Below are 22,224 nucleotides of genomic sequence, written 5' to 3'. Positions count from 1 at the left end.
CAGGCTGCGTTCAATCCCCGCGCGAGCGCGCCGGAATAATCATGAGATCCGCTCTTCGACTCCCCGCATTGCGACGCCACCGGCTATTCGAATCGGTCGACCTCGACGAGACGCGCGAACTTATTTCGCGCGTCATGCAGCCGCATTCGCTGTTTCCACGCGGCCACACGCACGGTCGTTCCCACATGGACTTCGTGCGGGTGGGACGGCTCGGCATCGGCACGATTCAATTCGGCGGCGCCATCCAGGTAGATGTCGAAGCCGTCGACGGATACTTCCTGATGATGTTCTGCGTCGCCGGCAATGCGGAGGTCCATACGGCTGGCAGGAAGATCGTGGTGGACGACCAGCACGCCGTGATTCGCGCACCCGGCGAGCCGTTCAGCGCGCTACTGTCGCCCGATTGCGAACAGCTGGTGATGCGGATCGACGCGGCGGCACTGAATGGCGACAGCGCTTCCCTCTTCGACGCGGGCGCCGCCGTGTCACTCGAAAGCGGCCCCATGCGTGCATGGAAGGAGCAGTTGAAGCTGGTCGCCAGCTCGCCTGATCTGCTTAACGTGGCCGCTCAGAATCCCGCTGTGGGCGCGCATGTCGAATCGCTGCTGGTCGGGCTATTGTGCAGTCACGATACGGGCCATGCGACATCCCCGCCATCGACCATCGCGCCGTTGTTCGTACGCCGCGCCGAAGAGTTCATGGCCGCCAACCTTGCCGGGCCGATGCAGCTGCAGGACATCGCCCGCGCCGCGGGCGTGCCCGTCAGAACGCTAACCGAGGGGTTCTTGAGGTTTCGCAATGTCAGCCCGATCAGCCTGATGCGGCAGATGCGGCTCGAGCGCGCGCGTCAGGCCATTCGGGAAAGCACGCCTGATGTGCGGGTCGCGACTATCGCGCTGGATTCGGGCTTCACCCATTTCGGCCGGTTCGCTCAGGCATACCGCGAGCGGTTTGGCGAACTTCCATCGGAAACACCGCGGCGCGAATCGCTGCTTTGACGGGCTGACGCGTCACCGCGTCTCACCCAGCCCTAGGTCGGCCACCACGGTCATATCGGGACTTTACGAAGAGTTGCGCGACAGTGTGGGCGCAAGAATGACAAGCTTGTTGAGCGACGCGCCGCTTTGCCATGCAGATCCGGCGCGCCGCGAGGGGTCCAACCGCATAGCCTCGGTCTAGCGAGACTTCCGAGACGACTTTACCAAGGGGTTGCGCAATCGTCCCGAACTCAACTCCCTTGGTAAATATCACAAGACAATCCGACGACACACCGCCCGCCATTCCTTCCTCGCCCACTTCCACTCGATCCACCTGGCTGAGCACCGACCGAATCGTATTCATAGCGATTCATCGAACTGGCAGGCTGCGCCATTTGTGGTTGAGACATCGTAGCGGCGGGCGCCATTTGCGGGTTAGCGCTTCCGGATGGCTGTTGCGATGTCTGTGAATACGCCAAGCCCGTGACGGCAGACAATGCAGTAGCCACCAACAATGAAGCAAAAGGAACTCTCATTTCTGCACCTTTATCGAGTATGCAATTCGAGTCTATCCAATCAGGATTGCGAATCTAAATGCATTGATTTGAAAAAACAACAGACTTTCGGTTGCCGATCGCAGAAAGGGAAGCCTGTTACGGTGAGGCTCGTAATACACCGCCTCCAGCACGATGCCGCAAAGAACGATCAATGGCGGCACGTGCGGATAACAGCGTGAGTTTCTGTTATTGAAGGCATCCTCTGAAGAGGTGGCAGGGGCACATGTTTAAGGACGCGCCTTTTCTTGTCCTCCAGTTATAGACCTGTCCTCAGAGGAAATCCAGCGGCGAGCATAGCCGTGCCAGCTCTGCTTGCTACATCGCGCAAGACATTGGCGAGAGCGCGGCAAACATGTCGATAGCCGGACGGTGACCTTTCATTCATGACGAGTCCGTAAGTGTGCGACTTCGGAATATGGCTTGTGCCAGCGGATGCGCATTGAAACGCCATCTGGACCGAAGCGGATATGTGCAAGGGATCTGCCAGGAATCAATCGACAGGGTTGACTCTGATCACCTACATTGGTACTGCATGCCCGCGTCCCGCCATTCACTCATTGGAGTTCGATCATGAACTGCAACCCCGCCGATACCGCAGTAGTGTTTATCGATCCACAGAACGACGTGTTGAGCCCCACAGGCAAAAACTGGGGCGCCGTTGGTGCAAGTGTGACGGAAAATCAAACAGTCGAAAACATGGTGAAAATCTTCAAGGCAGCGAAAGCAGCGAAGTTCAGCGTGTTCATCTCCCCACACTATTTCTATCCGACCGACCGTGCGTGGACATTCAACGGCCCACTGGAGGCAGACGAGTTTGCAACGGGCACGTTCGCACGAACGGGTGCGCTGAACCTGAGCGGTTTCGAGAAATCGGGTGCTGACTGGCTGGACGAGTTCAAACCGTTTATCGAGGACGGCGAGACTATTGTAGTGAGCCCGCACAAGGTTTTCGGACCGCAGACAAATGACCTGACGCTGCAACTTCGAAAGCGTAACGTGCAGAAAGTCGTGCTGGGCGGGATGCTCGCCAACATGTGTGTCGAGTCTCACCTGCGCGACCTGATCGAGCAGGGTTTCGAAGTCTCCGTCGTCGCCGACGCTACGGCGGGGCCGCGTCATCCGACCTGGGGCGATGGCTATAAGGCGGCGTTGATCAACTATGCGTTTCTAGCGCATGCAGTTGTCAGGACCCAGGATGTCGTGGACTCGATGACGCGAAGATAGCTGCGACGCGAGCCGCCCGACATTCAAAAGATTCCAGCCATGTTCGGCGCCAGCGGCTGCGTCATCGTGGGGACATTGCTTCGCGGGTCACGAATCGACAGCAGTCCCCGTCCAGGCGATACCGTGGCACACAACGTTCGGCCACTCCACTACGACGCCACCTTGCCGTTGCCGGTCAGGCTGATGGTCGAGCAGCTTCAAGAATCAGTCTGCTGATCTCGTCCGGATGGGAGATCAACGACAGGTGGCTCGACTTGACCTCGATTGTCTTCGCACTCATGCGCTTGGCCATAAAGCGCTGAAGATCGGGATTGATCGTGCGATCTTCCGTGGAAACAGCGTAGTAGCTGGGCTTCGATCGCCATGCGGCGTGAGCCGTCTTCCCCGCCAGCAAGGCCTTGTGGAACGGCTCCTGGACCGCGTACAGCGTCCGCGCCCTCGCTTCCGGAAGGTCGCCCGCGAAGTCGTGCAGGAATGCGGACTCGCTGAGGCGTCCCTCGTCGCCGTCAAAGACAATGCCGGCTGACGCAGGAGGCGTGGGGTAGTTTTTTGCAAGCGCGGGGTAGTCCTCGCCGGCATCCGGCGCGCGCGCCGCCACGTAGACCAGCGCCGAAACGTTCTGATGCACGCCCGTCTCGGTGATGATCATGCCCGCGAAGGAATGCGCAACGAGAACGGTCGGACCATCCTGTCGATCCAGCACACGGGTCACGGAGTCAGCCGCCTCGGACAAGGTCGTCAAAGGATTCTGTACGGCTGTGCAATTCATGCCCGCTGCCTGCAACCGCGCAATGACGTCCAACCAGCATGAGCCATCGGCAAACAGGCCATGCGCGAGCACGACATTGCGCGCTTTCACTTGCGCAGGGGGGATCGCCAGTGCGCGTGCCGACACCAGAGCGCTTGCGGCGCATACCAGCACAGCCGCCGAAAAGGTGCGACGGTCCATAGCCATATACTGAACTCCTTCGCTAAAAGCTTTGTGGCTCAATGGCGGTCCCGACGCCGCCGCTACCTGACGGGGCCGCTGAATGATCAGCGTTATCGCCCATTTCGAGGAAGGACCGGGTCTCTGCAGAACCGCCACCGCATGAAGATCGGTCTGTCTCGATAGCAGGTAGTCCGCGCTGAGGTTCAGCCAGCGATAGTGTGCGCCACCGTGCCCACCGACTTTCCGCCGCGCGTATCAGCGTATAAGTATAGGCAGCAGCCAGCCGTAAAGCAGGCGAGGGGTACTGCGGAAAGCATTGTCGGTAGCTGGCAATCCTCTGACATTGACGCTGCCAGGTCCGAACACGTTCGAGGCGGAAAAGGATCAGGCGCAACCGTTTCTTTCCCGTCCTATAAATGACATCCATCATCTATTGTATAAATGATGACCATCATTTATTATCGAGTTGTACCCGAGCCCGCTATCCGGGCTTTTCTTGTGCTCAATCTGACGCCGCGCGCCGGCATAGACGTTTAAATCAAGGAAATTATCATGCCACTTGTACGCATCGATCTTGCAGAAGGCCAATCCGCCGAATATCGCAGCGCCGTCGCCGACGAGGTCTACAAGGCGATGACCACGACGATGAACGTCCCCGCCAATGACCGGTTCATGGTGGTCAACGAGCATAAGCTCGGCGACTTCATTGCCGATCCGGCCTATCTCGGCATCGAGCGCTCGCCTCAGTGCATCATCGTGCAGCTCACGTTGAATGCGGGCCGCGATCTCGCAATCAAAAAAGCCTTCTACAAGGCGCTCAACGATGGCCTTCACGCGCGCGTCGGACTGCGCCGCGAAGACCTGTTCGTTAGTCTCGTCGAAGTGCCGAAAGAGAACTGGTCGTTCGGTAACGGCGAAGCACAATACGCGTAATAAGCGCATGGTCGACGCACGCTGCCGTAAAGGCAGCGTGCATCGCACTCACTACGGAGGGCGCGGATGCCTCGCGTATCGAGGGAACAAACCGACGAGAACCGCCGGCTGATCGAGGCGGCGTCCGCACGCTTGTTCAAGGAGCGCGGACTGAACGGCGTGTCGGTGACCGACATCATGGCGAGCGCGGGGCTCACGCATGGCGGGTTCTACGGCCATTTCGAATCGAAGGACGAACTCGCGGCCGTGGCGTGCGAGCGGGCGTTCGGCGAATCCGTTGTGCGCTGGAGATCGTTGGTCAAGGAAGATGCGGGCGAGCAGGCTTTCGTCGACGCACTCGCGAAGCACTATCTGAGCGCGAAGCAACGCGACGAGCCCGGCGGTGGGTGTCCCGCCGTAGGGCTCGCCGCGGATGTGGCCCGCGAGGACGCGACCAAGCCGGTGCGCGGTGCATACCTACAAGGTCTCAAGTCGATGCTCGGCAGACTGGCGTCGTTTGCTGGTCCGCGCCCGTCGAAGAGAGCGCGTCAGCGCGCGATCGCCCGCCTTTCGATGCTGGTGGGCGCGGCCACGCTCGCGCGTGCGGTGCGGGGCGATCCGCTCTCCGATGAAATACTCACCGCCGTGCGCGACTATCTGCACGACAGTTTCCAATAGCGGCGCAGCCGGTGGCGTGCGGTCATCGGCGCGCAGCGTCCCTTCTGATGAACGATGAATGGCATGCGGTAAGTGCTCCGCTCACTCGCCCGCACTCCCCAACCGATGCGAGCTAGCCAGCAGGCGCAATCCGCTAGCGATGCAGCCCACACCCGCAAACATCGCGCCGCCTGCCAGCGCGAGGGTCGATCCGTGCCGGCCGGCCACGCCGAAACACAACGCGACGAGTGCGGCGCCCGTGGCCTGCCCGATCAGGCGCGAGGTCGCGACGACACCGCTCGCCCCGCCGCTACGCGCATGCGGCGCGCTCGCCATCAGCGCCTTGATGTTCGGTGACTGGAACAAGCCGAAGCCTACTCCGCAGAGCGCCATTCGCGTTGCGATGGCATACACGGACGGATCAGCAGGCATTAGCGCCAGCGACACCAGTCCCGTGCACAGACAGGCCAGCCCCGTCGCGCCCAGCACGCCTGGCGGATACCGGTCCGACAGCCGTCCCGCTATGGGCGCCACGATCGCCACGACAACGGGCCACGGCGTGATGAGAAAACCCGTCTCGATCTGGCTGCGATGCAGCACGTCTTCGAAATAGAACGGAAGCGACACGAACGCGAAGCCTTGCGCAGCAAAGCCGCAAACGGCCGTCACCGCCGACAGCGCGAAGGCGGGTCGTCTGAGCAGATCCACGGGCAACATCGGCGCGAGCCGCCCTGCTTCGCGACGCATCAGCCACGCGCCGAAAACCAACGCGAGTGCAAGCGCGCCGAATACATGAGCGGCAGGCGCACGTTGCCCGCCTTCACCAAGCGCGAAAATCAGCGACGCGAACGTGATCACGCTCAGCAAGGCCGCAACGGGATCGAATGGATGCGGGCCTTTGGCCGTACGCGGCAGCGCAGGCAGAGCGAACGCGAGTCCAATCAGCCCAAGCGGCACGTTGATCATGAAGAGCCATGACCACGAAGCCGTGGAAAGAATCAGCGACGCAATGGTCGGCCCGACGGCCACCGACACGCCAACGACGAGCGCATTGACGCCGACGCCGCGTCCCAGCTGGTGTCGCGGATAGAGCGCACTGACGAGCGCGATGCTGACGCTCGTGATCGCGCTCCCGCCAAGCCCTTGCAGCAGCCGGGCGGCAGCGAGCAGCGGCAGCGTCGGCGCGGCCGCGCAAGCCAGCGATGCAACCGTGAACAGCGCCAGGCCGCCGATGTAGACGCGCCTGTGCCCCAGTACGTCGCCTAGCGCGGCGAACGGCAGTATCGTCGCAACCATCGCGAGCTGATAGGCGTTGACGACCCAAACCGACTCGGCTGACGTGGCGTGAAGATCGGCGGCGATCGCGGGCAGCGCCGTGTTTGCGATCGCGGTATCGAGCGTCGCCAGCGCGACGGCCAGCATGACGGCAACCATCGCGAGGCGGTTTCCGGCCGGCATCGGCGCATCGACGCCACGCGCGGCTGGGTGATAAACGTCGGACAAGATGCACTCCCGGTTCGAACAAAAGATGTTGACTCTATTGTTCGACGCGCCGCGCGGAAAGCGTGGCGCCGTTTGATTCCCGCGGGGAATACCGGCGCCGTGACGTGCGGATTTCCGCTAGAGTTGGGCATCGGCAACGGCTGACGGACACAGGATGAGAATCGAAGACCTGCACGTATTCTCCGTGCTGGCGCAGACGCGCAATCTGCATCGCGTGGCACAGAAAACCGGGCTCACGCAATCCGCTGTGTCGAAGATCCTGCAGCGGCTCGAAGCCGAGTTCGACACGCGCCTCGTAGACCGCAAGGGCCGCGGCGTCGATCTGACCGCCGCGGGACGCGTGCTGGTCGAGCGTGCCGCCGATGTAGGCGCCTCCGTCGCGCAAACCTACGCGGAGATGGCGGCGGCGAAGTCCGCGTCGGTGGGCAAGATCCGCATCGGCGTCGTGCCCGCCTTGCTGGAATCCGCGCTGCTGCCCACGCTTGCCGGCTATACGACGCGTGAGAGCGCCGTTTCCTTCCGGCTTTCCGTGCAGGTGTCGGCGCTGTTATTCGACGAACTGAAGGACGGGCAACTGGACCTCGCGCTTTGCTTCATGCCGGACACCGTTGAGGACGAAGAACTCCAGTCGGACGAGATCGGCAGGCAGCGCTACCGGATCGTGGCGCGGCAAGGTCATCCGCTGACGCGTACGCCCGCCGATCCGCGCATGCTGCAGGCGGCGAAATGGCTGTTGCCGCTGCCGGGTCACGGGCTGCGCCAGATCGTCGAGCACTACTTCGATGACCATGATCTGGCGCCCCCTCAAGCAATGATCGAAACCGACGCGTCGATCTCGTTGCTAACGTCCTTGCTGCGCAACAGCGATCTGATCACGATGCTGACCGAGCAGATGCTTCAGACCTATGCGGGCCGCGATCTCGTTGCGCTGCCATACGAAACAGCGATCTTCGAAAGCAGGATCCGGCTGTTCTATCGCAGGAAAACGTACATGTCGCCGGCTGTGCAAAAGTTTCGCTCGACATTGCATGAAGCATTGACCGCGCTTTGAGTACGAGGCGCACGCAAACGCTGCGTGGCCTCCGAACTGTCTCAATGGTCGACTGCCTTCACTGACAACAGTCCCGTCTGCCCATAGAACTCCTGCAGCGCAAACGCCTCCCGCTCCCGCCGCGCACGGGCGCCGCGATCCAGCATCGAGAAGAACCAGATGCCTCCGAATGCGAGCGGCACTGAAATCAGCGCGGGGTTGTCGAGCGGTACCAGCGCATGTGCCTGATGCAGCACGTCGACCCACAACGATTTCGAAAACAGCGTCAGCAGCACGGAGGAGATCAGTCCGAGACCGCCGCCCATGACTGCACCGCGCGTCGTCATGCCGCGCCAGAAGATCGACGACACCAGCACCGGGAAGTTTGCACTTGCCGCTATCGCTGCCACGAGACCGACCAGGAATGCAACGTTGACGTGCTCGAAAAGAATGCCGAGTCCGATCGCGATGACGCTCAACGTCAGTGTCGCCATCCGCGACATACGCATTTCCCGGGCTTCGTTTGCATGGCCGCGAGCGAGCCAGCATGCGTAGAGATCGTGCGAAACCGTGGTCGCTCCCGAGAGCGTGAGCCCCGCCACCACCGCGAGTATCGTCGCGAAGGTCACGGCCGCGATGAAGCCGTAGAACAGGTTGCCGCCCACTGCCTGCGCCAGCTTGACGGCGACCATGTTCGAGCCGCCGAGCAGATCATGGGTCAGATTGAAATGCCCGTCGGCGGCAGTCTTGAAGAACTCGGGATGCTGCGCAAGCAGTGCGATTGCCGAGAAGCCGATGATGAAGGTCAGCAAATAGAAATACCCGATGAAGCCGGTGGCCACAAACACCGACTTGCGTGCCTCCTTCGCGCTGGGCACCGTGAAGAAGCGCATCAGGATATGCGGGAAGCCCGCCGTGCCGAACATCAGCGCGATGCCGAGCGAAAGCGCATTGAACGGATCTTTCAGCAGCTTGCCGGGGCCCATGATGCTGAGTGCGCCGGGGTGAACATCGACGGCTCGACGAAACATCTCTTCGGGACTGAAGCCGAATTGCGCAAGCGCGCTGACGGCCATGAACGTCGCGCCGCACAGCAGCAGCACGGCCTTGATGATCTGCACCCAGGTAGTCGCCGTCATGCCGCCAAAGAACACGTAGATCACCATCAGCGCGCCGACGATCACTTCCGCGATCCAGTACTGCAAACCGAACAGCAACTGGATCAGCTTACCCGCTCCGACCATCTGCACGACCAGATAGAAAATCACGACGACGAGCGACGTGCTGGCTGTCAGCAGGCGAATCGGCGCTTGTTCGAAACGGTAGGCGACCACATCGACGAAGGTGAACTTGCCGAGATTGCGTAACGGTTCGGCGAGCAGAAACATCACAAACGGCCACCCGACCAGAAAGCCAATCGAATAGATCAGCCCGTCGAAGCCGAACATAAACACCATGCCCGATAGGCCCAGGAACGAAGCCGCCGACATATAGTCCCCGGCAATGGCGAGACCATTCTGAAACCCGGAGATGCCGCCACCCGCGCTATAAAAGTCCTTCGTCGTGCGCGTCTTGCGTGACGCCCAGCGCGTAATGCCGAGCGTCACGAGCACGAACAGCAGGAACATGCCGATCGCAACGGGATTCAGCGCGACGTGATCGGGAACGGGACCTTCGATGGCGGAAGCGTGAGCAAGCGCAGGCAGCGACGCAAGGCTCGCGCATGACAGAGAGCGAATGTGCTTCATCATTCAGTCTCCTTTCCGGACGCTGGCGAGCAGCGCGCTCATCGACGGATCGAGCGTGCGGTTGGCATGTAGCACGTACCAGCCGGTCAACCCGATCGATGTCAGGATGATGCCGACGCCCGCGACGACACCAACGCTCGTCGTGGCGCCCGCATACAGCGGATGGGCCAGCATGTGCGGCGCGAGCGCGACGAACAGGATAAAGCCGTAGAAGATGACGACCATCAGCGCCGTCAGCGTAAAGCTGAAGCGGCGGCGTGACGTAATAAGCCGCCGGTACGCGGCGCTCGCCTTGATTGAATCGATGTGGACCTGATGCATGGGACTGTCTCCTCCCAGTTATTTGCGGACGTCTTCGATGACGGATGAAATATGCCTTCACGATTCGCAACAACGGCTTTGCTGGCTGCTTCGGCAGCTCTTGTTTCAGATGTTCCTGCTGAGTGAACCCGTTCAGGCGACGAGCAGTCGTCCCATCGCCTGCCACATGTCGCGCTCGAAGCGACGCACGATCTCGGCAAGCGGTTCGATGCGATCGACGAAGGCAAGAGACTGCCCCGCGGAGAGCAGTCCCTTCGACCAGTCGCCCGTCACATAGGCATTGCGGCCGATCTTGCCGGCCACCATCGGCATCAGGTCCTGAATCGTCACATCCGGGTTCTGTGCCTCGATCTCCTTCACCGCGGCCGTAGTTTCGTTGCGCAGCGTCCGCACGGTGTTGCGCAAGGACTGCATGCTCAGCTCGGTGTCGGTCGGTCCGGCGTCTACCAGCCGTTGCTTGTAGTCCGCATGTGCCCAGATCTCCTCGGCTACCGCGAAGCGCGTGCCGACAACCACACCGGAAGCGCCCATCGCGAGCGCCGCAGCGAGTTGCGAGCCGCGGCCGATGCCGCCGCCGATCAGATAAGGAATGTCCAGCTGGCTCTCGGCCCACGCGGCATTGACGAACGAACCGACCATATCGAGCCCGGGATGTCCGCCGCATTCGGCACCGACGATCGCGACGGCATCGACGCCGAGCGCAGCCGCCTTGACTGCAAACCGCACGGCGGGCACCTTGTGAAGCACCTTGACGCCGGCTTCTTTCAGCAGCGGCAAGAATTCCTCCGGATTGCGCCCCGACGTTTCGACGAACTTCACGCCTTCATCGACGATCAGTTCGAACACTTCCCGCGTCTTCTCGCCGGGGACGAGCTTGGGCAGCATCGAGACGTTGACGCCGAACGGGCCGCCTTCGCACAGCTCGCGACAGCGCCGGATTTCCGCACGCAACGCTTGCTGCTCCGGAAAACTCGCAGCCGTAATAAAGCCGATGATGCCGGCACGCGACGCGGCGGCGACATAGTCCGCATCGGCGAGCCACATCAGCCCGCCGGCGACGATGGGCAGCCGCGTGCCGAACAGCTCGGTCACGGTGTTTCGAAAAGCGATCTGACTCATTGAACAGTCCACCATGCGGTAAGGCGACATGCAGCGTCAGACGACGCCCTCGGCCTTCAGTTGTGAAAGTTGTTCGTCGGACAGTCCGAGCAGGGACTGAAGAACGTCGTTCGTGCCCTCGCCGAGTTTCGGCGGGCCGCTTCGCACAGGCAGGCGTACGCCGTCGAAGCGGTACGGCGGCGCGAGCACGTGCGTGCTGCCGGCTTCGGGATGCGTGTAGGTCGTCACGAGTCCGCCCTCGGATGCTCGCTTCGACGTGAGCGCCTCGTGCAGACCGAGTACTTCGCCGCACGGAATGCCCGCCTGAGTCAGACGCTCCAGCAGGTCCAGGCGTTTTCTCTTGCCGAGCTCGCGCCTGATTTCGGGCACGAGCGCTTCGCGGTTGGCCGCCCGAACGATGTTCGTGCGGAACCGTTCTTCGTCGACGAGATCCGGGCGCTCGATCACTTCGCGACAGAAACGCTCGTACTGGCGGTTGGTGCCGACCGCGATGACCACCGGCCCATCTTCCGCATCGAACACGCCGTAGGGCACGATCGAAGGATGCGCATTGCCGTAGCGCGGCGGATCGTCGCCCATCAGCATCGACTCGAGTCCGCAGTACGACGTGATCATCAGGCCGCAATCGAAGAGCGCCATTTCGATGTGGCGTCCCTTGCCCGACTTCTGCCGCTCGAACAGCGCCGCGAGTACGGCCTGAGCGGAATACATGCCCGTGAACAGGTCGACGGCGGCGATGCCGAATTTGAGGGGCGGCTGATCGGCTTCTCCGTTGAGCGCCATCAGTCCCGCCTCGCCCTGCACGACCACGTCGTAGCCGGGACGTGACGCTTCCGGTCCGCGGCGATCGTAGCCGGAGATCGAACAGTAGATGAGATCCTCGCGCCCCTGGCTGAGCTGTTCATAGCCGAGGCCGAGTTTTTCCGCGCCGCCGTACTTGAAGTTCTGGATCACGACGTCGCTCTGCTGAGCCAGCTCGCGGGCGAGCCGCTGCCCTTCGGGCGTCTGCAGGTCGAGGCACACCGAGCGCTTGTTCCGGTTGACGCTGTTGAAATAGGTCGTTTCGCTCGCGCCGACGCGCAAGCCCCAGTCGCGCGTGTCGTCACCGCGCTTTGGGTGCTCGACCTTGATGATTTCAGCGCCGAGGTCGCCGAGCACCATCGCGCACCACGGTCCGGCGAGCACGCGCGACAGATCGAGAATGCGTACGCCGGCAAGCGGCAGAGAAGAATTCAGGTTCGACATGGCTAATCCGGAGTGACAAGGGAGAGTGACGCGCACACCACGTCTAGTGCGAATCCACGGGCGAAACACGGCGCAGCGCGGAGAAATCAGCCGGGCGCTTGCCGAAGAAGGCGGCGATGCCTTCGGCGGATTCGTCGTCGCCGAGCGACTCCGTCATGTATTGCGCTTCGAGGTCCAGTTGCGCTTCGAGCGTGTTCTCGCCGGCTTGACGGCACAAGCGTTTGATGCGGGCAATCGCGCGTTCCGGACCGGCCGCGAGCGACTGCGCCATCGCGATGGCCTCCGTCAGCGCGCTGCCCGGCTCGGCGAGACGATTGGCGACGCCGAGCGCGTGCATGCGCTCACCCGTGACGGGCCTGCCCGTCAGGCACAACTCGGTCAGCAGTTGCCGGGAGACGAGCCCCGACAGAAACGCGGTCGCGCCGCCATCGGGCGAGAGGCCGACCTTGATGTACGCGACCGAGAACGACGCATTTCGTGCGGCGGCCAGCATGTCGCACGCCAGCGCGATCGAAAGGCCCGCGCCCGCTGCCGCGCCTTCGACTGCCGCGATCACGGGTTTGCTGCAATCGCGAATGGCGCGAATCATGTCGTGCAGACTTTCGATGCCCGCGCGCCGCTCGGGCGGTGTCAGCGCGCGACGTTGCGCGAGCCGGTTCAGATCGCCGCCTGCGCAAAACGCGCCGCCTACACCCGTCAGTACGATCGCGCCAACCTCGGGATCACGGCCAGCCTCAGCGAGCGCGGCCGGAAGGGCTTCGTACACCTCGGACGTGAGCGCGTTACGCGCGGCCGGGTTGTTAAAGGACAGCACTTGCACCGCGCCGTCGCGGCGCGCAAGGATAGGTTCATTCACGGTGTTAGCTCCGGCCCAATGTGATAAAGCGTTCGAGATGGTGATCTTCGTCACCGAGTTGATGGTCGATCATCACAAGGCGCTTCGCGAAGTGCGCAAGCGGCAGTTCCCACGTCATGCCGATGCCGCCGTGCATCTGGATGCACTCTTCGGCAACGAGCGCGCCGATGCGCCCGATCGTGACCTTCGCCGCCGACAACACACGCTCGCGCTCGACGCGCGCTGCGCCGAACGCTGCGGCAGCGTTGATGACGGCTGAGCGGGCCTGCTCGATTTCGAGCAGCAGATCGGCCATGCGATGCTGCAGCGCCTGGAAGCTGCCGATCGCGACGCCGAACTGCTTGCGCGTGCGTAGATACTCGAGCGTGTGCTCCTTCGCGACATCCATCGCACCCAGCGCTTCCGCGCACAACGCGAGCACGCCGGCGCCGATGCTGCGTTCGAGCGTCGCGAAGCCTGCGTCCCGTTCGCCAAGCAAAGCGGTGTCGGGAAGGCACACTTCGTTCAGACAGACTTCGGCGGCCCGTCCGCCATCGATCTTCCCGTAGCCACGCACGCTGACGCCCACCGCGTCGCGCGGGACGACAAAGAGCGAGATGCCATCCTCGGCGTCGGCAGCGCCGCTCGTGCGTGCGGAGACGAGGAAGAAGTCAGCCTCGGCGCCCTGCTGCACGACCGATTTCGCGCCCGTCAGCACCCAGCCGTTCGAGCCGTGCACGGCGCGCGTCGTCACCTTGCTCAGTTCGTAATGCGAGCTGGGTTCGTCGTGGGCGAGCGCCGCAACCGCGTGGCCTTCGATCAGGCTCGCAATGAGCGCTTTTTGCACGCCGCTGCCGGCACTGGCCAGCGCGCGCCCCACCACCAGCGCGCCGAGAAATGGCTCGACCACGAGGCCGCGCCCAAGGCTTTCGAAGACGACGGCGATATCGAAGCCCTCTCCGCCGAAGCCGCCATCGGCCTCCTGGAAGAGCGCGCCGACCACGCCCAGTTCCGCAAAGCGGACCCACAGTTCGCGGCTAAAGCCCGAGTCGCTGCGCGCGAGCGCATCGCGCGTCGCGAAGCCATATTCCTGATGCACGAAGCGGTTCAGCGTATCCGCCAGCATGCGGCGGTCTTCGGTATGCTGGAAATTCATCGTGATCCTCTCAAAGTCCCAGGATCATCTTCGAGATGATGTTCTTCTGGATTTCATTGGAGCCGCCGAAGATCGACAGCTTGCGGTTGTTGAAGTAGAGCGCGGCGGCGCTCGCGGCGCCCTCGGGGCCGACGGGCGCTTCGTCATGGCCTTCGTGCAGCGCTTCCTCGATGAACGGCTGCGCATGCGGTCCCATCGCGCGGCGCGTCAGCGACGAAAGCTCCTGGCGAATCTCCGTGCCGCGAATCTTGAGCATCGAGCTTTCCGCGCCCGGCACGCCGCCGCCCGCGACGGCCGCGATCACGCGCAGGTTCGTGGTCTTCATGTTTTCGAGGTCGATCTCGACGCGTGCGAGGCGTGCCGCGAAGTACGGATCGTCGGCGAGCGGCCGGCCGTTGCGCGTGACCTTCGCCGCGATCCGGCGCAAGCGCGCCAGCGCCGCGACCGAGAAGCCCACGCCCGCAATGTTCGTGCGCTCATACGTCAGCAGATACTTCGCGACCGTCCAGCCCTTGTTCTCCTCGCCGACGAGATTGGCGACGGGTACGCGCACATCGGTGAAGAACACTTCGTTGATCTCGTGCTCGCCTTCGAGCGTGATGATCGGACGCACTTCGACGCCTGGCGAGTTCATGTCCACCAGCAGAAAACTGATGCCTTCCTGCTTGCGCACATCGGTTGCGGTGCGCACGAGGCAGAAGATCATGTTCGCGTGCTGGCCGAGCGTGGTCCACGTCTTCTGGCCGTTGACGATGTAGTGCTCGCCTTCGTCGTCGATGCCGCGCACCGCGCTCGTCTTCACCGACGCGAGATCGGAACCCGAACCCGGCTCCGAATAGCCCTGGCACCACCAGTCGGCGCCTTCGAGAATGCGCGGCAGCCAATAGCGCTTCTGCGCTTCGCTGCCGTACTTGATGAGCACGGGTCCGAGCATGTTCACGCCGAACGGCACGATGCGCGGCGCGGCCGCCAGCGCGCATTCGTTCTCGAAGATGAACTTCTGCACGGCGTTCCAGCCTGGGCCGCCGTACTGTTCCGGCCAATGATTCGCGAGCCAGCCCTGTTCGTTCAGGATCGCGTGCCACTCGATCATGTCCGCGCGTGTGAGGTGCAAGCCGTTGCGGACCTTGCTGGAAAGTCTCGCAGGCAGTTTTTCTTTCAGGAAGCGCACGACGCGCTCGCGAAAGGCTTCCTCCTCGGGGGTGAAGTTCAGATCCATGATCTCGTTTCTCTCAATAGATTTCGAACAGGCCAGCGGCACCCATGCCGCCGGCAATGCACATCGTGACGACCGCGTACTTCACGCCGCGCCGGCGGCCCTCGATGAGGACGTGCCCCGCGAGGCGCGCTCCCGTCATACCGAACGGATGGCCGATCGAGATCGCGCCGCCATTGACGTTGAGCCGCTCGGCGGGAATACCGAGGCGTTGCTGGCAGTAGATCGCCTGCGATGCAAATGCTTCGTTGAGTTCCCACAGACCGACGTCGTCGATCGTGAGTCCGTGGCGCGCGAGCAGCTTCGGTACGGCAAGCGCGGGACCGATGCCCATTTCGTCCGGTTCGCAGCCCGCGACCGCGAGGCCGCGAAACGCGCCGAGGGGAACGAGGTTCGCGCGCTCGGCGGTCTTCGCTTCCACCATCACACAGGCGGAGGCGCCATCGCCGTTCTGCGAGGCGTTGCCCGCTGTGACGAATTTGTCCACGCCCTTGATGGGCGCGAGCTTCGCGAGTGCCTCGTACGTCGTGCCGGGGCGATTGCAGTTGTCGGCGGACACCGTGACCTCGCGCTGGCTGACGGCGCCCATCTCCTTGTCGGTCACGGCCATCGTGGTGGTGACAGGCACGATCTCGTCGGCGTAGCGGCCGGCAAGTTGCGCTTCCGTCGTGCGGCGCTGGCTTTCGACGGAGAAACGGTCCTGCGCTTCGCGGCTGATGCCGTAGCGCTGCGCCACGATGTCGCCCGTGTCGATCATCGCCATGTAGAGCGCGGGCTTGCGCTCGACGATCCACGGGTCGAGCCCGCTCACGCCGTCTTCGCGCGTCCGGATCCCGGAGATGCTTTCGACGCCGCCCGCGATCATGGCGGGCGCACCGTCGACGACGATGCGTCCTGCCGCCATCGCGATGGCCTGCAGTCCCGACGCGCAGAAGCGGTTGACGGTCGTGCCCGCGATCGACAGCGGCAAGCCGGCGCGGATCACGGTCTGGCGCGCGACGTTGCGGCCCGTGATGCCTTCGGGATAGCCACAGCCGAGGATCGCGTCCTCGATCAGTTCCGGGTCGATGCCCGAGCGCTCCACGGCGGCCCGCACGGCAAACGACGCAAGCGTGGGACCTGGTGTGATGTTGAATTCGCCGCGATGCGCTTTGGTCAGCGGCGTGCGCGCGGTGGAGACGATAACGGCTTCTCGCATGGTCTGAATCTGCAAAAGGGGATGAGGGGTTGAACGGATCAGGCGGCGTGGTTGAGGCTCGCCAGCGTGGCGCCGCGCTCGACGAGATCGACGATCAGTGGCGACGGCTGCCAGAACACCGGGTCCTGTTGCGCAAACTCGCGGATGTCGGCGAGCACCTTGTCGAGGCCAACCGTATCGGCGTACTGCATCGGTCCGCCGCGACGGCGCGGAAAGCCGTAGCCGTAGAGGAACGTCACGTCCACATCGAGCGGACGCAGCGCGATGCGCTGATGCACGACGTTCGCGCCTTCGTTGATCATGGCCGCCATGTAGCGCCGCATGATTTCTTCATCGGAGAACGCGCGCGGCGTAACGCCGGCACGCTCGCGCTCGGCATCGATGATCGACTCGACTTCCGGGTCAGGCTTGCCGGTGCGCGCGCCGTCGGCATACACGTAGTAGCCGCGCCCCGTCTTCTGGCCGAACCAGCCGCGCTCGCAGATGCGGTCGGCGATCTGCACATAGCGCTGCTGCGGATCGCGCGTGGCGGCGCGGCGCTTGCGCGTCGCCCAACCGATGTCGCCGCCCGCGAGGTCCGCCACCTGGAACGGTCCCATCGGAAAGCCGAACGCACGGACCGCGCGGTCGATCTGATACGGCGACGCGCCGTCTTCCATCATGTGGTCGGCGGCCGCGCGATAGATCGCCAGCACGCGATTGCCGATGAAGCCGTCGCATACGCCCGCCCGCACCGGCACCTTGCGCAGCTTCTTCGCCAGATCGAACGCGGTGGCGACCACGTCGGCGCTGACCTGCGCGGGCACCACGACTTCGAGCAGCTTCATGATGTTGGCGGGCGAGAAGAAGTGCAGGCCCACGACATCGCCAGGACGCGACACGCTTGCGGCAATGGCGTCGATGTCGAGATACGAGGTGTTGGTCGCGAGCACGGCGCCCGGCTTGCAGACCCGGTCGAGCTTGGCGAACACGGCATGCTTGACGGTCATCTCTTCGAATACGGCTTCGATCACGAGATCGGCCGTGCCGAGGGCGTCGTAGGACGTGCTGCCGTTCCAGCGCGCGAGGACGGCTGCCTTGGCCTCCGGCGTCATGCGACCCTTCGCGATCAGGTTGTCGTAGACCTTCTCGATATGCGCAAGGCCGCGCGCAAGCGATACATCGTCACGTTCGACCATCGTCACGGGCAGGCCCGCATCCAGTACCGCCACCGCGATGCCCGCGCCCATCGTGCCGCCGCCCACTACGCCGACGCTCGCGATCTTGCGCGGCTTTGCGTTTCGCGTTTCGGGAGCTTTCAACACCTCGCGCTCGGCGAGGAACGCGTGAATCAAACCCGCTCGCTGCGGGCTGTCGAGGCATTGGAGAAACAGTTGGCGTTCGTGGCGCAGGCCATCGTCGAAAGGCAGTTCGAGCGCCGCTTGCACCGCATCGACGATCTTTAGCGGCGAGAACAGCCCGTGGGATTTCTTCGACGATTCGGCGCGCGCGGCTTCGATGGCGGCTCGGCTTGCCGCGCGGTCCGCCAGTCCGTCGGCGTCGCGGGTCCGGCGGACAGGAGCCTGCGCGTCGAGCAAGGCCTGCACATAGGCGAGACCTTCGGCCAGCACGTCGTCGGTTTCGCCGACGAGGTCGACGAGGCCAAGCGCGTGAGCCTCTTTTGCGCCGACATGACGGCCGCTCAACATCAGATCCAGCGCGGCCTTCGCGCCGACAAGACGTGGCGCACGCTGCGTGCCGCCTGCGCCCAGCAGCAAGCCGAGCGTCACCTCGGGCAAGCCGAGTCTGGCAGCGCCGAGCGCGATCCGGAAATGCGCAGCGAGTGCGACCTCGAGGCCGCCGCCGAGTGCAGCGCCGTGAATGGCCGCTACAACCGGCTTGCGGCATGCTTCAATCGTGTTGCAAACCTCGGGCAGCGACGGCGGTAGCGGCGGCTTGCCGAACTCCCGGATATCCGCGCCACCAATGAAGTTGCGGCCCGCGCCAACCAGCAACACGGCGTCGACGTCCGGATCTTTTTCGGCGGCCTGGATAGCGTCGCGTAGTTGGCGCCGCACGTTCGCGCCAAGCGCGTTGACGGGTGGCTTATCGACGGTTACGACGAGAATGCGGTTGCACAGCTCACGCCTGACAGCGTGTCCGGTCTGTTCGGGTGTCATTGCCCGCGTCTCCATGTATTTCGTGTGGGTTGATTGTTAAATGCGGGAGACGCGTTGACAATCTAACTGGCAGTTGACGAACTGTTAACTGAAAATTGACAGTGACCGCGACAACGTCCTGCGGGGCGAGATGATTCGCCACTGAAGTTCGATGCCGGGCTAGCGGGTTTGTAGGACGGAGATAGCCTGAGCGTGGTGCGGAGCGGAAACGCCCGCCCTAGTTCCAGGCTTGCGCGAGCAACAGGATTTCGGCTCGCAGGTAGTCGATCAGGGCTTGCGTCGCCGGCGACGGATAGCGGTTCGGAAGGGTCACGATATACAACGTGTTCTGCAAGCCGGCCACACGGAAATCCGGCAGGATCCGCAGCAATCCACGGCTCATCGGCGCGTGCGGCACATAGGCCGGCAACAGCCCGATGCCCATGCCCTGGCACACCGCCTCGGTCAGAAACGGATAGTCCGAAGACTGCAGCGCAGGCTGAATCGCGATCACGTGGACGTCCGACTCGTCCTGTCGATGTGTGAGCGTCATCGTGACCCGCCGTGCCGGATAGGGCGACGCGACCAGCGTCTGCTTTTCGAGGTCGCCGGGGCAGTTGATTGGACCGTGCTTTTCGACGTACTCAGCCGACGCATACAGGTTCCAGTCAATCGAGCAGATGTTGCGCGCCACGTAATCCAGCGGCGGTGTCGCCGTGATCCTCAACGCGACGTCGACTTCAGCGGCGATCAGGTCTTCGATCCGGTTGTTGAACGTGACATTGAGCGAAATGCCCGGATGCATGCGTGCGAACTCGAGCAGTCGTTCGCCGAGAAACATTCTGCCGAAGCCGGTCGGCACGCTGATGCGGACACGGCCGCTCAAGGTGTGCCCGAGGCTGTCAATCGATGCGCGAGCCGTGCGCAGGTCTTCCAGCATGCGCTGGCCGCAATCGTATAGCGTATGTCCCGCTTGCGTCAGTTCGAGGCTTCGGGTCGAGCGGCGCAGCAATTGCGCGCCCGTTTCGCGTTCCAGCAGCTTGAGCCGCTGGCTGATGTTTGCGCGCGTCATGCCGAGCTTGCGCGCGGCGGCGCTAAGACTGCGCGATTCGACGATCTCGACAAACAGGCCGATCAGGTTCAGGTCCATGGTTCGATAATGCGTGTGATTACCTGGCAATCCGTCAGGATAGCGCTCACCCGTTCGCTCATCGCCTACAAACTGGCTTTAGCTCAATGCGACGCTGGGCGAAAAGGAATCATCGCCAGCAACTGCGCAACCCCGGCGTGCAGCTTGCGTTTGCTGGCGCCGTCGGCGGCCTGGACGGACAGGCCGGAAAAAACCGACATGCACAATGTAGCAAGCGCCGCAGCGTCCGCGTCAGGCACGAGTTCCCCTTGTTCGACGGCCTTCTTCAAGCGCTTTTCGACGGTTCGAGCCACCTTTAGCCGCAACGCCTGAAGGAAGTTTCGCAGTTCGACGTGCTCTGCGCCAATCCCCGCGCCGCCGAGAAAAATCATGCATCCACGGGAACGCTGTCCGCCCGTGAAAAGCTCGATGCTTGCGTCGAACATGGCTTCGAGGCTTTCGCGCAACGTCGCGCGCGATTCGAAGTTCCTTAGCGCCGCGCCGCCTTCGGCCTGGACGTATAGCTCGACCGCCTCGCGATACAGGCTTTCCTTGTTGCCGAACGCCGCGTAGATGCTCGGCGAGTTGACGCCCATTGCTTCGACGAGATCCGACATCGAGCACATATCGAAGCCCTTTTCCCAGAAAAGGTCCATCGCGCGCCTGAGCGCCACCTCGCGCTCAAATGCTCTTGGTCTGCCGCGTCCTTTGGTTTCGCCGTAGCTGGCCGGCTCCATGTCCCCTCCTGGCAAGCGATTGTCGCAAACCCGCGAATACTGAATTCTATGTCGATCATAACAAAATTATGGACGCACACGCACCGCCCGTGCTTCAATATCTGTAATGGTCGTTACAGAAATATCGTGGCCATCGGTCAGGTTCGATGGTCGAGCGGTTCAACATCTCAAGGATTGTGCAATGAAGCTGATTTCCTCGTCACTTTTCGCTGTCGCGCTGCTGGCCGCGCCGACGGTGTCGCACGCGCAAGCAGTTTCCGAGGCGAAGGCTGACTCGCCCGTTTTCACCGTGTTCGTCGATGCGCCCACGGGCTACACGTTCGTGAAGTTGCCGGACGGCTGGAAATACGTCGGCGCTGTGACGCAGGAAGACGCACGCGTCGTACAGGCTGGGTCTGTGCCGAAAGCACAGTCATCGGCAAAACAGTCGAGCTAACAGAGGTTGAAAGAAGTCAGAAGGTAGACGCTGCTCTTCCTGGGAAGAACAGCGTTGGTCGCGCCTCATCCCCGTTTGGGATGGTCAAGAAAGAATCGCAGCATTTCAGCACTCGCGTCCGGACCGCTTGGGTCCGTGTAACTCCCGCGTGCACTACCGCCTGACCACGCGTGCGGCGCGCCATGAATGGTCCACAACTCCGCGTCGATACCATCGGGGGAAGCAAGCCTCGAAACGGTACAGCTACGCCGCCCCGCATCGGCCCGACGCCCTTCACTGCTCTTATCGGCTCGCGCGTCGAAGCCCTGTACCAACTGCGTAGCATTCGCGACGTGAACCGTGGCGTCCGCGTCGCCGTGAAAGACGATCATGGGTCGTTTCGGCGAGTGTTTAGCGCGCTTCGCGTGCGCCGCCGCGCTGCGGCGTTTGCCGCCTTTCATTGCGGCAAGCGCAGAGGGCAAATCGTGCGCGCTGCCCACGGGCAGACCGGAATGCACACCCGCTGCAGCGTACAGGTCAGGATACGTGGCGATCATGATCGCCGCCATCGCGCCGCCCGCAGACAGACCCGCGACGTACACGCGCGCAGGATCGACGTTGTGGGCCGCGATGATTTCGCGCGTGATGCCTGCGATCAATGACGGCTCACCATTCTCGCGATGCTGATCGTCTGGTTTGAACCAGTTCCAGCACTTCGACGGATTGGCCTGTTGCGGCTGCACCGGATACGCGACAAGACATCGATGCTGCTCGGCAAGCGCATTCATCTGCGTCCCTGCTGCAAAATCGTCGGCGTTCTGTGTGCAGCCGTGAAGCATCACAATCAATGGCAGCGGCTCGCCGACTGCGCCCGCCGGCACGTACAGCCGATACTGTCGGGAGCCTGCGGCGTTCGAATACGCATGCGTGCTGAAATGCCCTCGGTCTTCGACATCATTGCTGTGTTCTCGTGGCGTGTGCGGTGTGATGTCCTTTGCTATTGTCTCGGCGAACGGAAAAACCACGGGCTCTCGCGCCTTGTCCCGCATCCCATCAGCAGCGCCCCCTCGCAGTGCGCGTTGTATTGCTTCTGTCGCTTCGGCGGGACCGCGGGTACGCAGCAAGGTCATCGCTTCGTGCATTGAATTCAGGAAACCTTCGTCGAGTTTCATCGTA

The 22,224-nt window shown here is 62.9% G+C and carries 20 protein-coding genes; 6 read left to right on the top strand and 14 right to left on the bottom strand.

Annotated features, from left to right (window positions below; genetic code table 11):
* Positions 1 to 41 precede the first annotated feature (41 nt).
* Together andR and SB822_RS34655 are read left to right on the top strand one after the other, a co-directional pair.
* Positions 42 to 998 carry an anthranilate 1,2-dioxygenase regulatory protein AndR gene (andR, locus tag SB822_RS34660; RefSeq protein ID WP_410856711.1) on the top strand — a complete coding sequence of 319 codons (957 nt, stop codon included), beginning with the start codon at positions 42 to 44 and terminating at the stop codon, positions 996 to 998.
* A 1,106-nt stretch (positions 999 to 2,104) separates the two neighbouring features.
* Positions 2,105 to 2,758, top strand: coding sequence for a cysteine hydrolase family protein (locus tag SB822_RS34655; protein ID WP_007577503.1), 654 nt, complete (start codon positions 2,105 to 2,107; stop codon positions 2,756 to 2,758).
* A gap of 175 nt (positions 2,759 to 2,933) precedes the next feature.
* On the opposite strand, the gene SB822_RS34650 is transcribed toward SB822_RS34655, so the two are convergent.
* Positions 2,934 to 3,713, bottom strand: coding sequence for an alpha/beta fold hydrolase (locus SB822_RS34650; RefSeq protein ID WP_039899778.1), 780 nt, complete (start codon positions 3,711 to 3,713; stop codon positions 2,934 to 2,936).
* Positions 3,714 to 4,241: 528 nt separating this feature from the next.
* Here SB822_RS34650 and SB822_RS34645 point away from each other — a divergent pair.
* Together SB822_RS34645 and SB822_RS34640 are read left to right on the top strand one after the other, a co-directional pair.
* The gene (locus SB822_RS34645; protein ID WP_086914864.1) at positions 4,242 to 4,622 is read left to right on the top strand and encodes a tautomerase family protein; all 381 of its coding nucleotides are present in this window, start codon (positions 4,242 to 4,244) and stop codon (positions 4,620 to 4,622) included.
* A 66-nt stretch (positions 4,623 to 4,688) separates the two neighbouring features.
* Positions 4,689 to 5,279 (top strand): TetR/AcrR family transcriptional regulator, encoded by a 591-nt coding sequence (locus SB822_RS34640; RefSeq protein WP_007577510.1) that lies wholly within the window; start codon positions 4,689 to 4,691, stop codon positions 5,277 to 5,279.
* Between the two features lie 81 nt (positions 5,280 to 5,360).
* Here SB822_RS34640 and SB822_RS34635 read toward each other — a convergent pair whose 3' ends face one another.
* The gene (locus SB822_RS34635) at positions 5,361 to 6,761 is read right to left on the bottom strand and encodes an MFS transporter (RefSeq protein WP_410856710.1); all 1,401 of its coding nucleotides are present in this window, start codon (positions 6,759 to 6,761) and stop codon (positions 5,361 to 5,363) included.
* 154 nt (positions 6,762 to 6,915) lie between these two features.
* Here SB822_RS34635 and SB822_RS34630 point away from each other — a divergent pair, with 154 nt between their 5' ends.
* On the top strand, positions 6,916 to 7,812 hold the full coding sequence (locus SB822_RS34630) for a LysR family transcriptional regulator (protein WP_410856709.1): 897 nt from the start codon (positions 6,916 to 6,918) through the stop codon (positions 7,810 to 7,812).
* Positions 7,813 to 7,853: 41 nt separating this feature from the next.
* Here SB822_RS34630 and SB822_RS34625 read toward each other — a convergent pair whose 3' ends face one another.
* The 11 genes from SB822_RS34625 to SB822_RS34575 form a co-directional block, all read right to left on the bottom strand.
* Positions 7,854 to 9,542, bottom strand: a complete 1,689-nt coding sequence (locus SB822_RS34625; protein WP_410856708.1) for a cation acetate symporter — start codon at positions 9,540 to 9,542, stop codon at positions 7,854 to 7,856.
* Positions 9,543 to 9,860, bottom strand: a complete 318-nt coding sequence (locus tag SB822_RS34620) for a DUF485 domain-containing protein (protein WP_007740362.1) — start codon at positions 9,858 to 9,860, stop codon at positions 9,543 to 9,545.
* A 132-nt stretch (positions 9,861 to 9,992) separates the two neighbouring features.
* Entirely contained in the window at positions 9,993 to 10,979 is a 987-nt protein-coding gene (locus SB822_RS34615; protein ID WP_410856707.1) for an NAD(P)H-dependent flavin oxidoreductase, read from the bottom strand.
* A 36-nt stretch (positions 10,980 to 11,015) separates the two neighbouring features.
* A complete protein-coding gene (locus SB822_RS34610; RefSeq protein ID WP_410856706.1) occupies positions 11,016 to 12,224 on the bottom strand; it encodes a CaiB/BaiF CoA transferase family protein in 1,209 nt (402 codons plus the stop codon).
* 43 nt (positions 12,225 to 12,267) lie between these two features.
* Positions 12,268 to 13,080: an oxepin-CoA hydrolase, alternative type gene (locus SB822_RS34605; protein ID WP_007577518.1), complete on the bottom strand. Its 813-nt coding sequence runs from the start codon at positions 13,078 to 13,080 to the stop codon at positions 12,268 to 12,270.
* Between the two features lie 4 nt (positions 13,081 to 13,084).
* Complete coding sequence (locus SB822_RS34600; protein WP_114223554.1) at positions 13,085 to 14,215, bottom strand: acyl-CoA dehydrogenase family protein; 1,131 nt, start codon at positions 14,213 to 14,215, stop codon at positions 13,085 to 13,087.
* Between the two features lie 10 nt (positions 14,216 to 14,225).
* Complete coding sequence (locus SB822_RS34595; protein WP_086914871.1) at positions 14,226 to 15,434, bottom strand: acyl-CoA dehydrogenase family protein; 1,209 nt, start codon at positions 15,432 to 15,434, stop codon at positions 14,226 to 14,228.
* A gap of 13 nt (positions 15,435 to 15,447) precedes the next feature.
* A complete protein-coding gene (locus tag SB822_RS34590; RefSeq protein WP_410856705.1) occupies positions 15,448 to 16,629 on the bottom strand; it encodes an acetyl-CoA C-acyltransferase in 1,182 nt (393 codons plus the stop codon).
* Between the two features lie 38 nt (positions 16,630 to 16,667).
* Positions 16,668 to 18,788 (bottom strand): 3-hydroxyacyl-CoA dehydrogenase NAD-binding domain-containing protein, encoded by a 2,121-nt coding sequence (locus SB822_RS34585; protein WP_410856704.1) that lies wholly within the window; start codon positions 18,786 to 18,788, stop codon positions 16,668 to 16,670.
* Between the two features lie 217 nt (positions 18,789 to 19,005).
* The gene (locus SB822_RS34580) at positions 19,006 to 19,917 is read right to left on the bottom strand and encodes a LysR family transcriptional regulator (RefSeq protein WP_007577528.1); all 912 of its coding nucleotides are present in this window, start codon (positions 19,915 to 19,917) and stop codon (positions 19,006 to 19,008) included.
* Positions 19,918 to 20,000: 83 nt separating this feature from the next.
* Positions 20,001 to 20,633: a TetR/AcrR family transcriptional regulator gene (locus SB822_RS34575; RefSeq protein ID WP_007577530.1), complete on the bottom strand. Its 633-nt coding sequence runs from the start codon at positions 20,631 to 20,633 to the stop codon at positions 20,001 to 20,003.
* Between the two features lie 181 nt (positions 20,634 to 20,814).
* On the opposite strand from SB822_RS34575, the gene SB822_RS34570 reads away from it, so the two are divergent.
* A complete protein-coding gene (locus tag SB822_RS34570; RefSeq protein WP_410856703.1) occupies positions 20,815 to 21,069 on the top strand; it encodes a hypothetical protein in 255 nt (84 codons plus the stop codon).
* A gap of 65 nt (positions 21,070 to 21,134) precedes the next feature.
* On the opposite strand, the gene SB822_RS34565 is transcribed toward SB822_RS34570, so the two are convergent.
* The gene (locus SB822_RS34565; protein ID WP_079494252.1) at positions 21,135 to 22,220 is read right to left on the bottom strand and encodes an alpha/beta hydrolase family esterase; all 1,086 of its coding nucleotides are present in this window, start codon (positions 22,218 to 22,220) and stop codon (positions 21,135 to 21,137) included.
* Between the last annotated feature and the right edge of the window lie 4 nt (positions 22,221 to 22,224).

It is taken from the genome of Paraburkholderia sp. SIMBA_054 (assembly GCF_046534875.1).
GTDB lineage: Bacteria > Pseudomonadota > Gammaproteobacteria > Burkholderiales > Burkholderiaceae > Paraburkholderia > Paraburkholderia hospita.
The sequence above is the reverse complement of the archived record's forward strand: the minus strand, read 5'-3'. Positions and strand labels throughout refer to the sequence as shown.

Bases quoted from the DNA above. Each gene is read 5' to 3' on its own strand.
- SB822_RS34575 (WP_007577530.1), bottom strand. From the start codon at position 20,633: ATGGAGCCGGCCAGCTACGGCGAAACCAAAGGACGCGGCAGACCAAGA.
- SB822_RS34650 (WP_039899778.1), bottom strand. From the start codon at position 3,713: ATGGCTATGGACCGTCGCACCTTTTCGGCGGCTGTGCTGGTATGCGCC.
- SB822_RS34630 (WP_410856709.1), top strand. From the start codon at position 6,916: ATGAGAATCGAAGACCTGCACGTATTCTCCGTGCTGGCGCAGACGCGC.
- SB822_RS34585 (WP_410856704.1), bottom strand. From the start codon at position 18,788: ATGACACCCGAACAGACCGGACACGCTGTCAGGCGTGAGCTGTGCAAC.
- SB822_RS34610 (WP_410856706.1), bottom strand. From the start codon at position 12,224: ATGTCGAACCTGAATTCTTCTCTGCCGCTTGCCGGCGTACGCATTCTC.
- SB822_RS34600 (WP_114223554.1), bottom strand. From the start codon at position 14,215: ATGAATTTCCAGCATACCGAAGACCGCCGCATGCTGGCGGATACGCTG.
- SB822_RS34565 (WP_079494252.1), bottom strand. From the start codon at position 22,220: ATGAAACTCGACGAAGGTTTCCTGAATTCAATGCACGAAGCGATGACC.
- SB822_RS34570 (WP_410856703.1), top strand. From the start codon at position 20,815: ATGAAGCTGATTTCCTCGTCACTTTTCGCTGTCGCGCTGCTGGCCGCG.
- andR (WP_410856711.1), top strand. From the start codon at position 42: ATGAGATCCGCTCTTCGACTCCCCGCATTGCGACGCCACCGGCTATTC.
- SB822_RS34590 (WP_410856705.1), bottom strand. From the start codon at position 16,629: ATGCGAGAAGCCGTTATCGTCTCCACCGCGCGCACGCCGCTGACCAAA.
- SB822_RS34655 (WP_007577503.1), top strand. From the start codon at position 2,105: ATGAACTGCAACCCCGCCGATACCGCAGTAGTGTTTATCGATCCACAG.
- SB822_RS34645 (WP_086914864.1), top strand. From the start codon at position 4,242: ATGCCACTTGTACGCATCGATCTTGCAGAAGGCCAATCCGCCGAATAT.
- SB822_RS34615 (WP_410856707.1), bottom strand. From the start codon at position 10,979: ATGAGTCAGATCGCTTTTCGAAACACCGTGACCGAGCTGTTCGGCACG.
- SB822_RS34595 (WP_086914871.1), bottom strand. From the start codon at position 15,434: ATGGATCTGAACTTCACCCCCGAGGAGGAAGCCTTTCGCGAGCGCGTC.
- SB822_RS34580 (WP_007577528.1), bottom strand. From the start codon at position 19,917: ATGGACCTGAACCTGATCGGCCTGTTTGTCGAGATCGTCGAATCGCGC.
- SB822_RS34640 (WP_007577510.1), top strand. From the start codon at position 4,689: ATGCCTCGCGTATCGAGGGAACAAACCGACGAGAACCGCCGGCTGATC.
- SB822_RS34625 (WP_410856708.1), bottom strand. From the start codon at position 9,542: ATGATGAAGCACATTCGCTCTCTGTCATGCGCGAGCCTTGCGTCGCTG.
- SB822_RS34620 (WP_007740362.1), bottom strand. From the start codon at position 9,860: ATGCATCAGGTCCACATCGATTCAATCAAGGCGAGCGCCGCGTACCGG.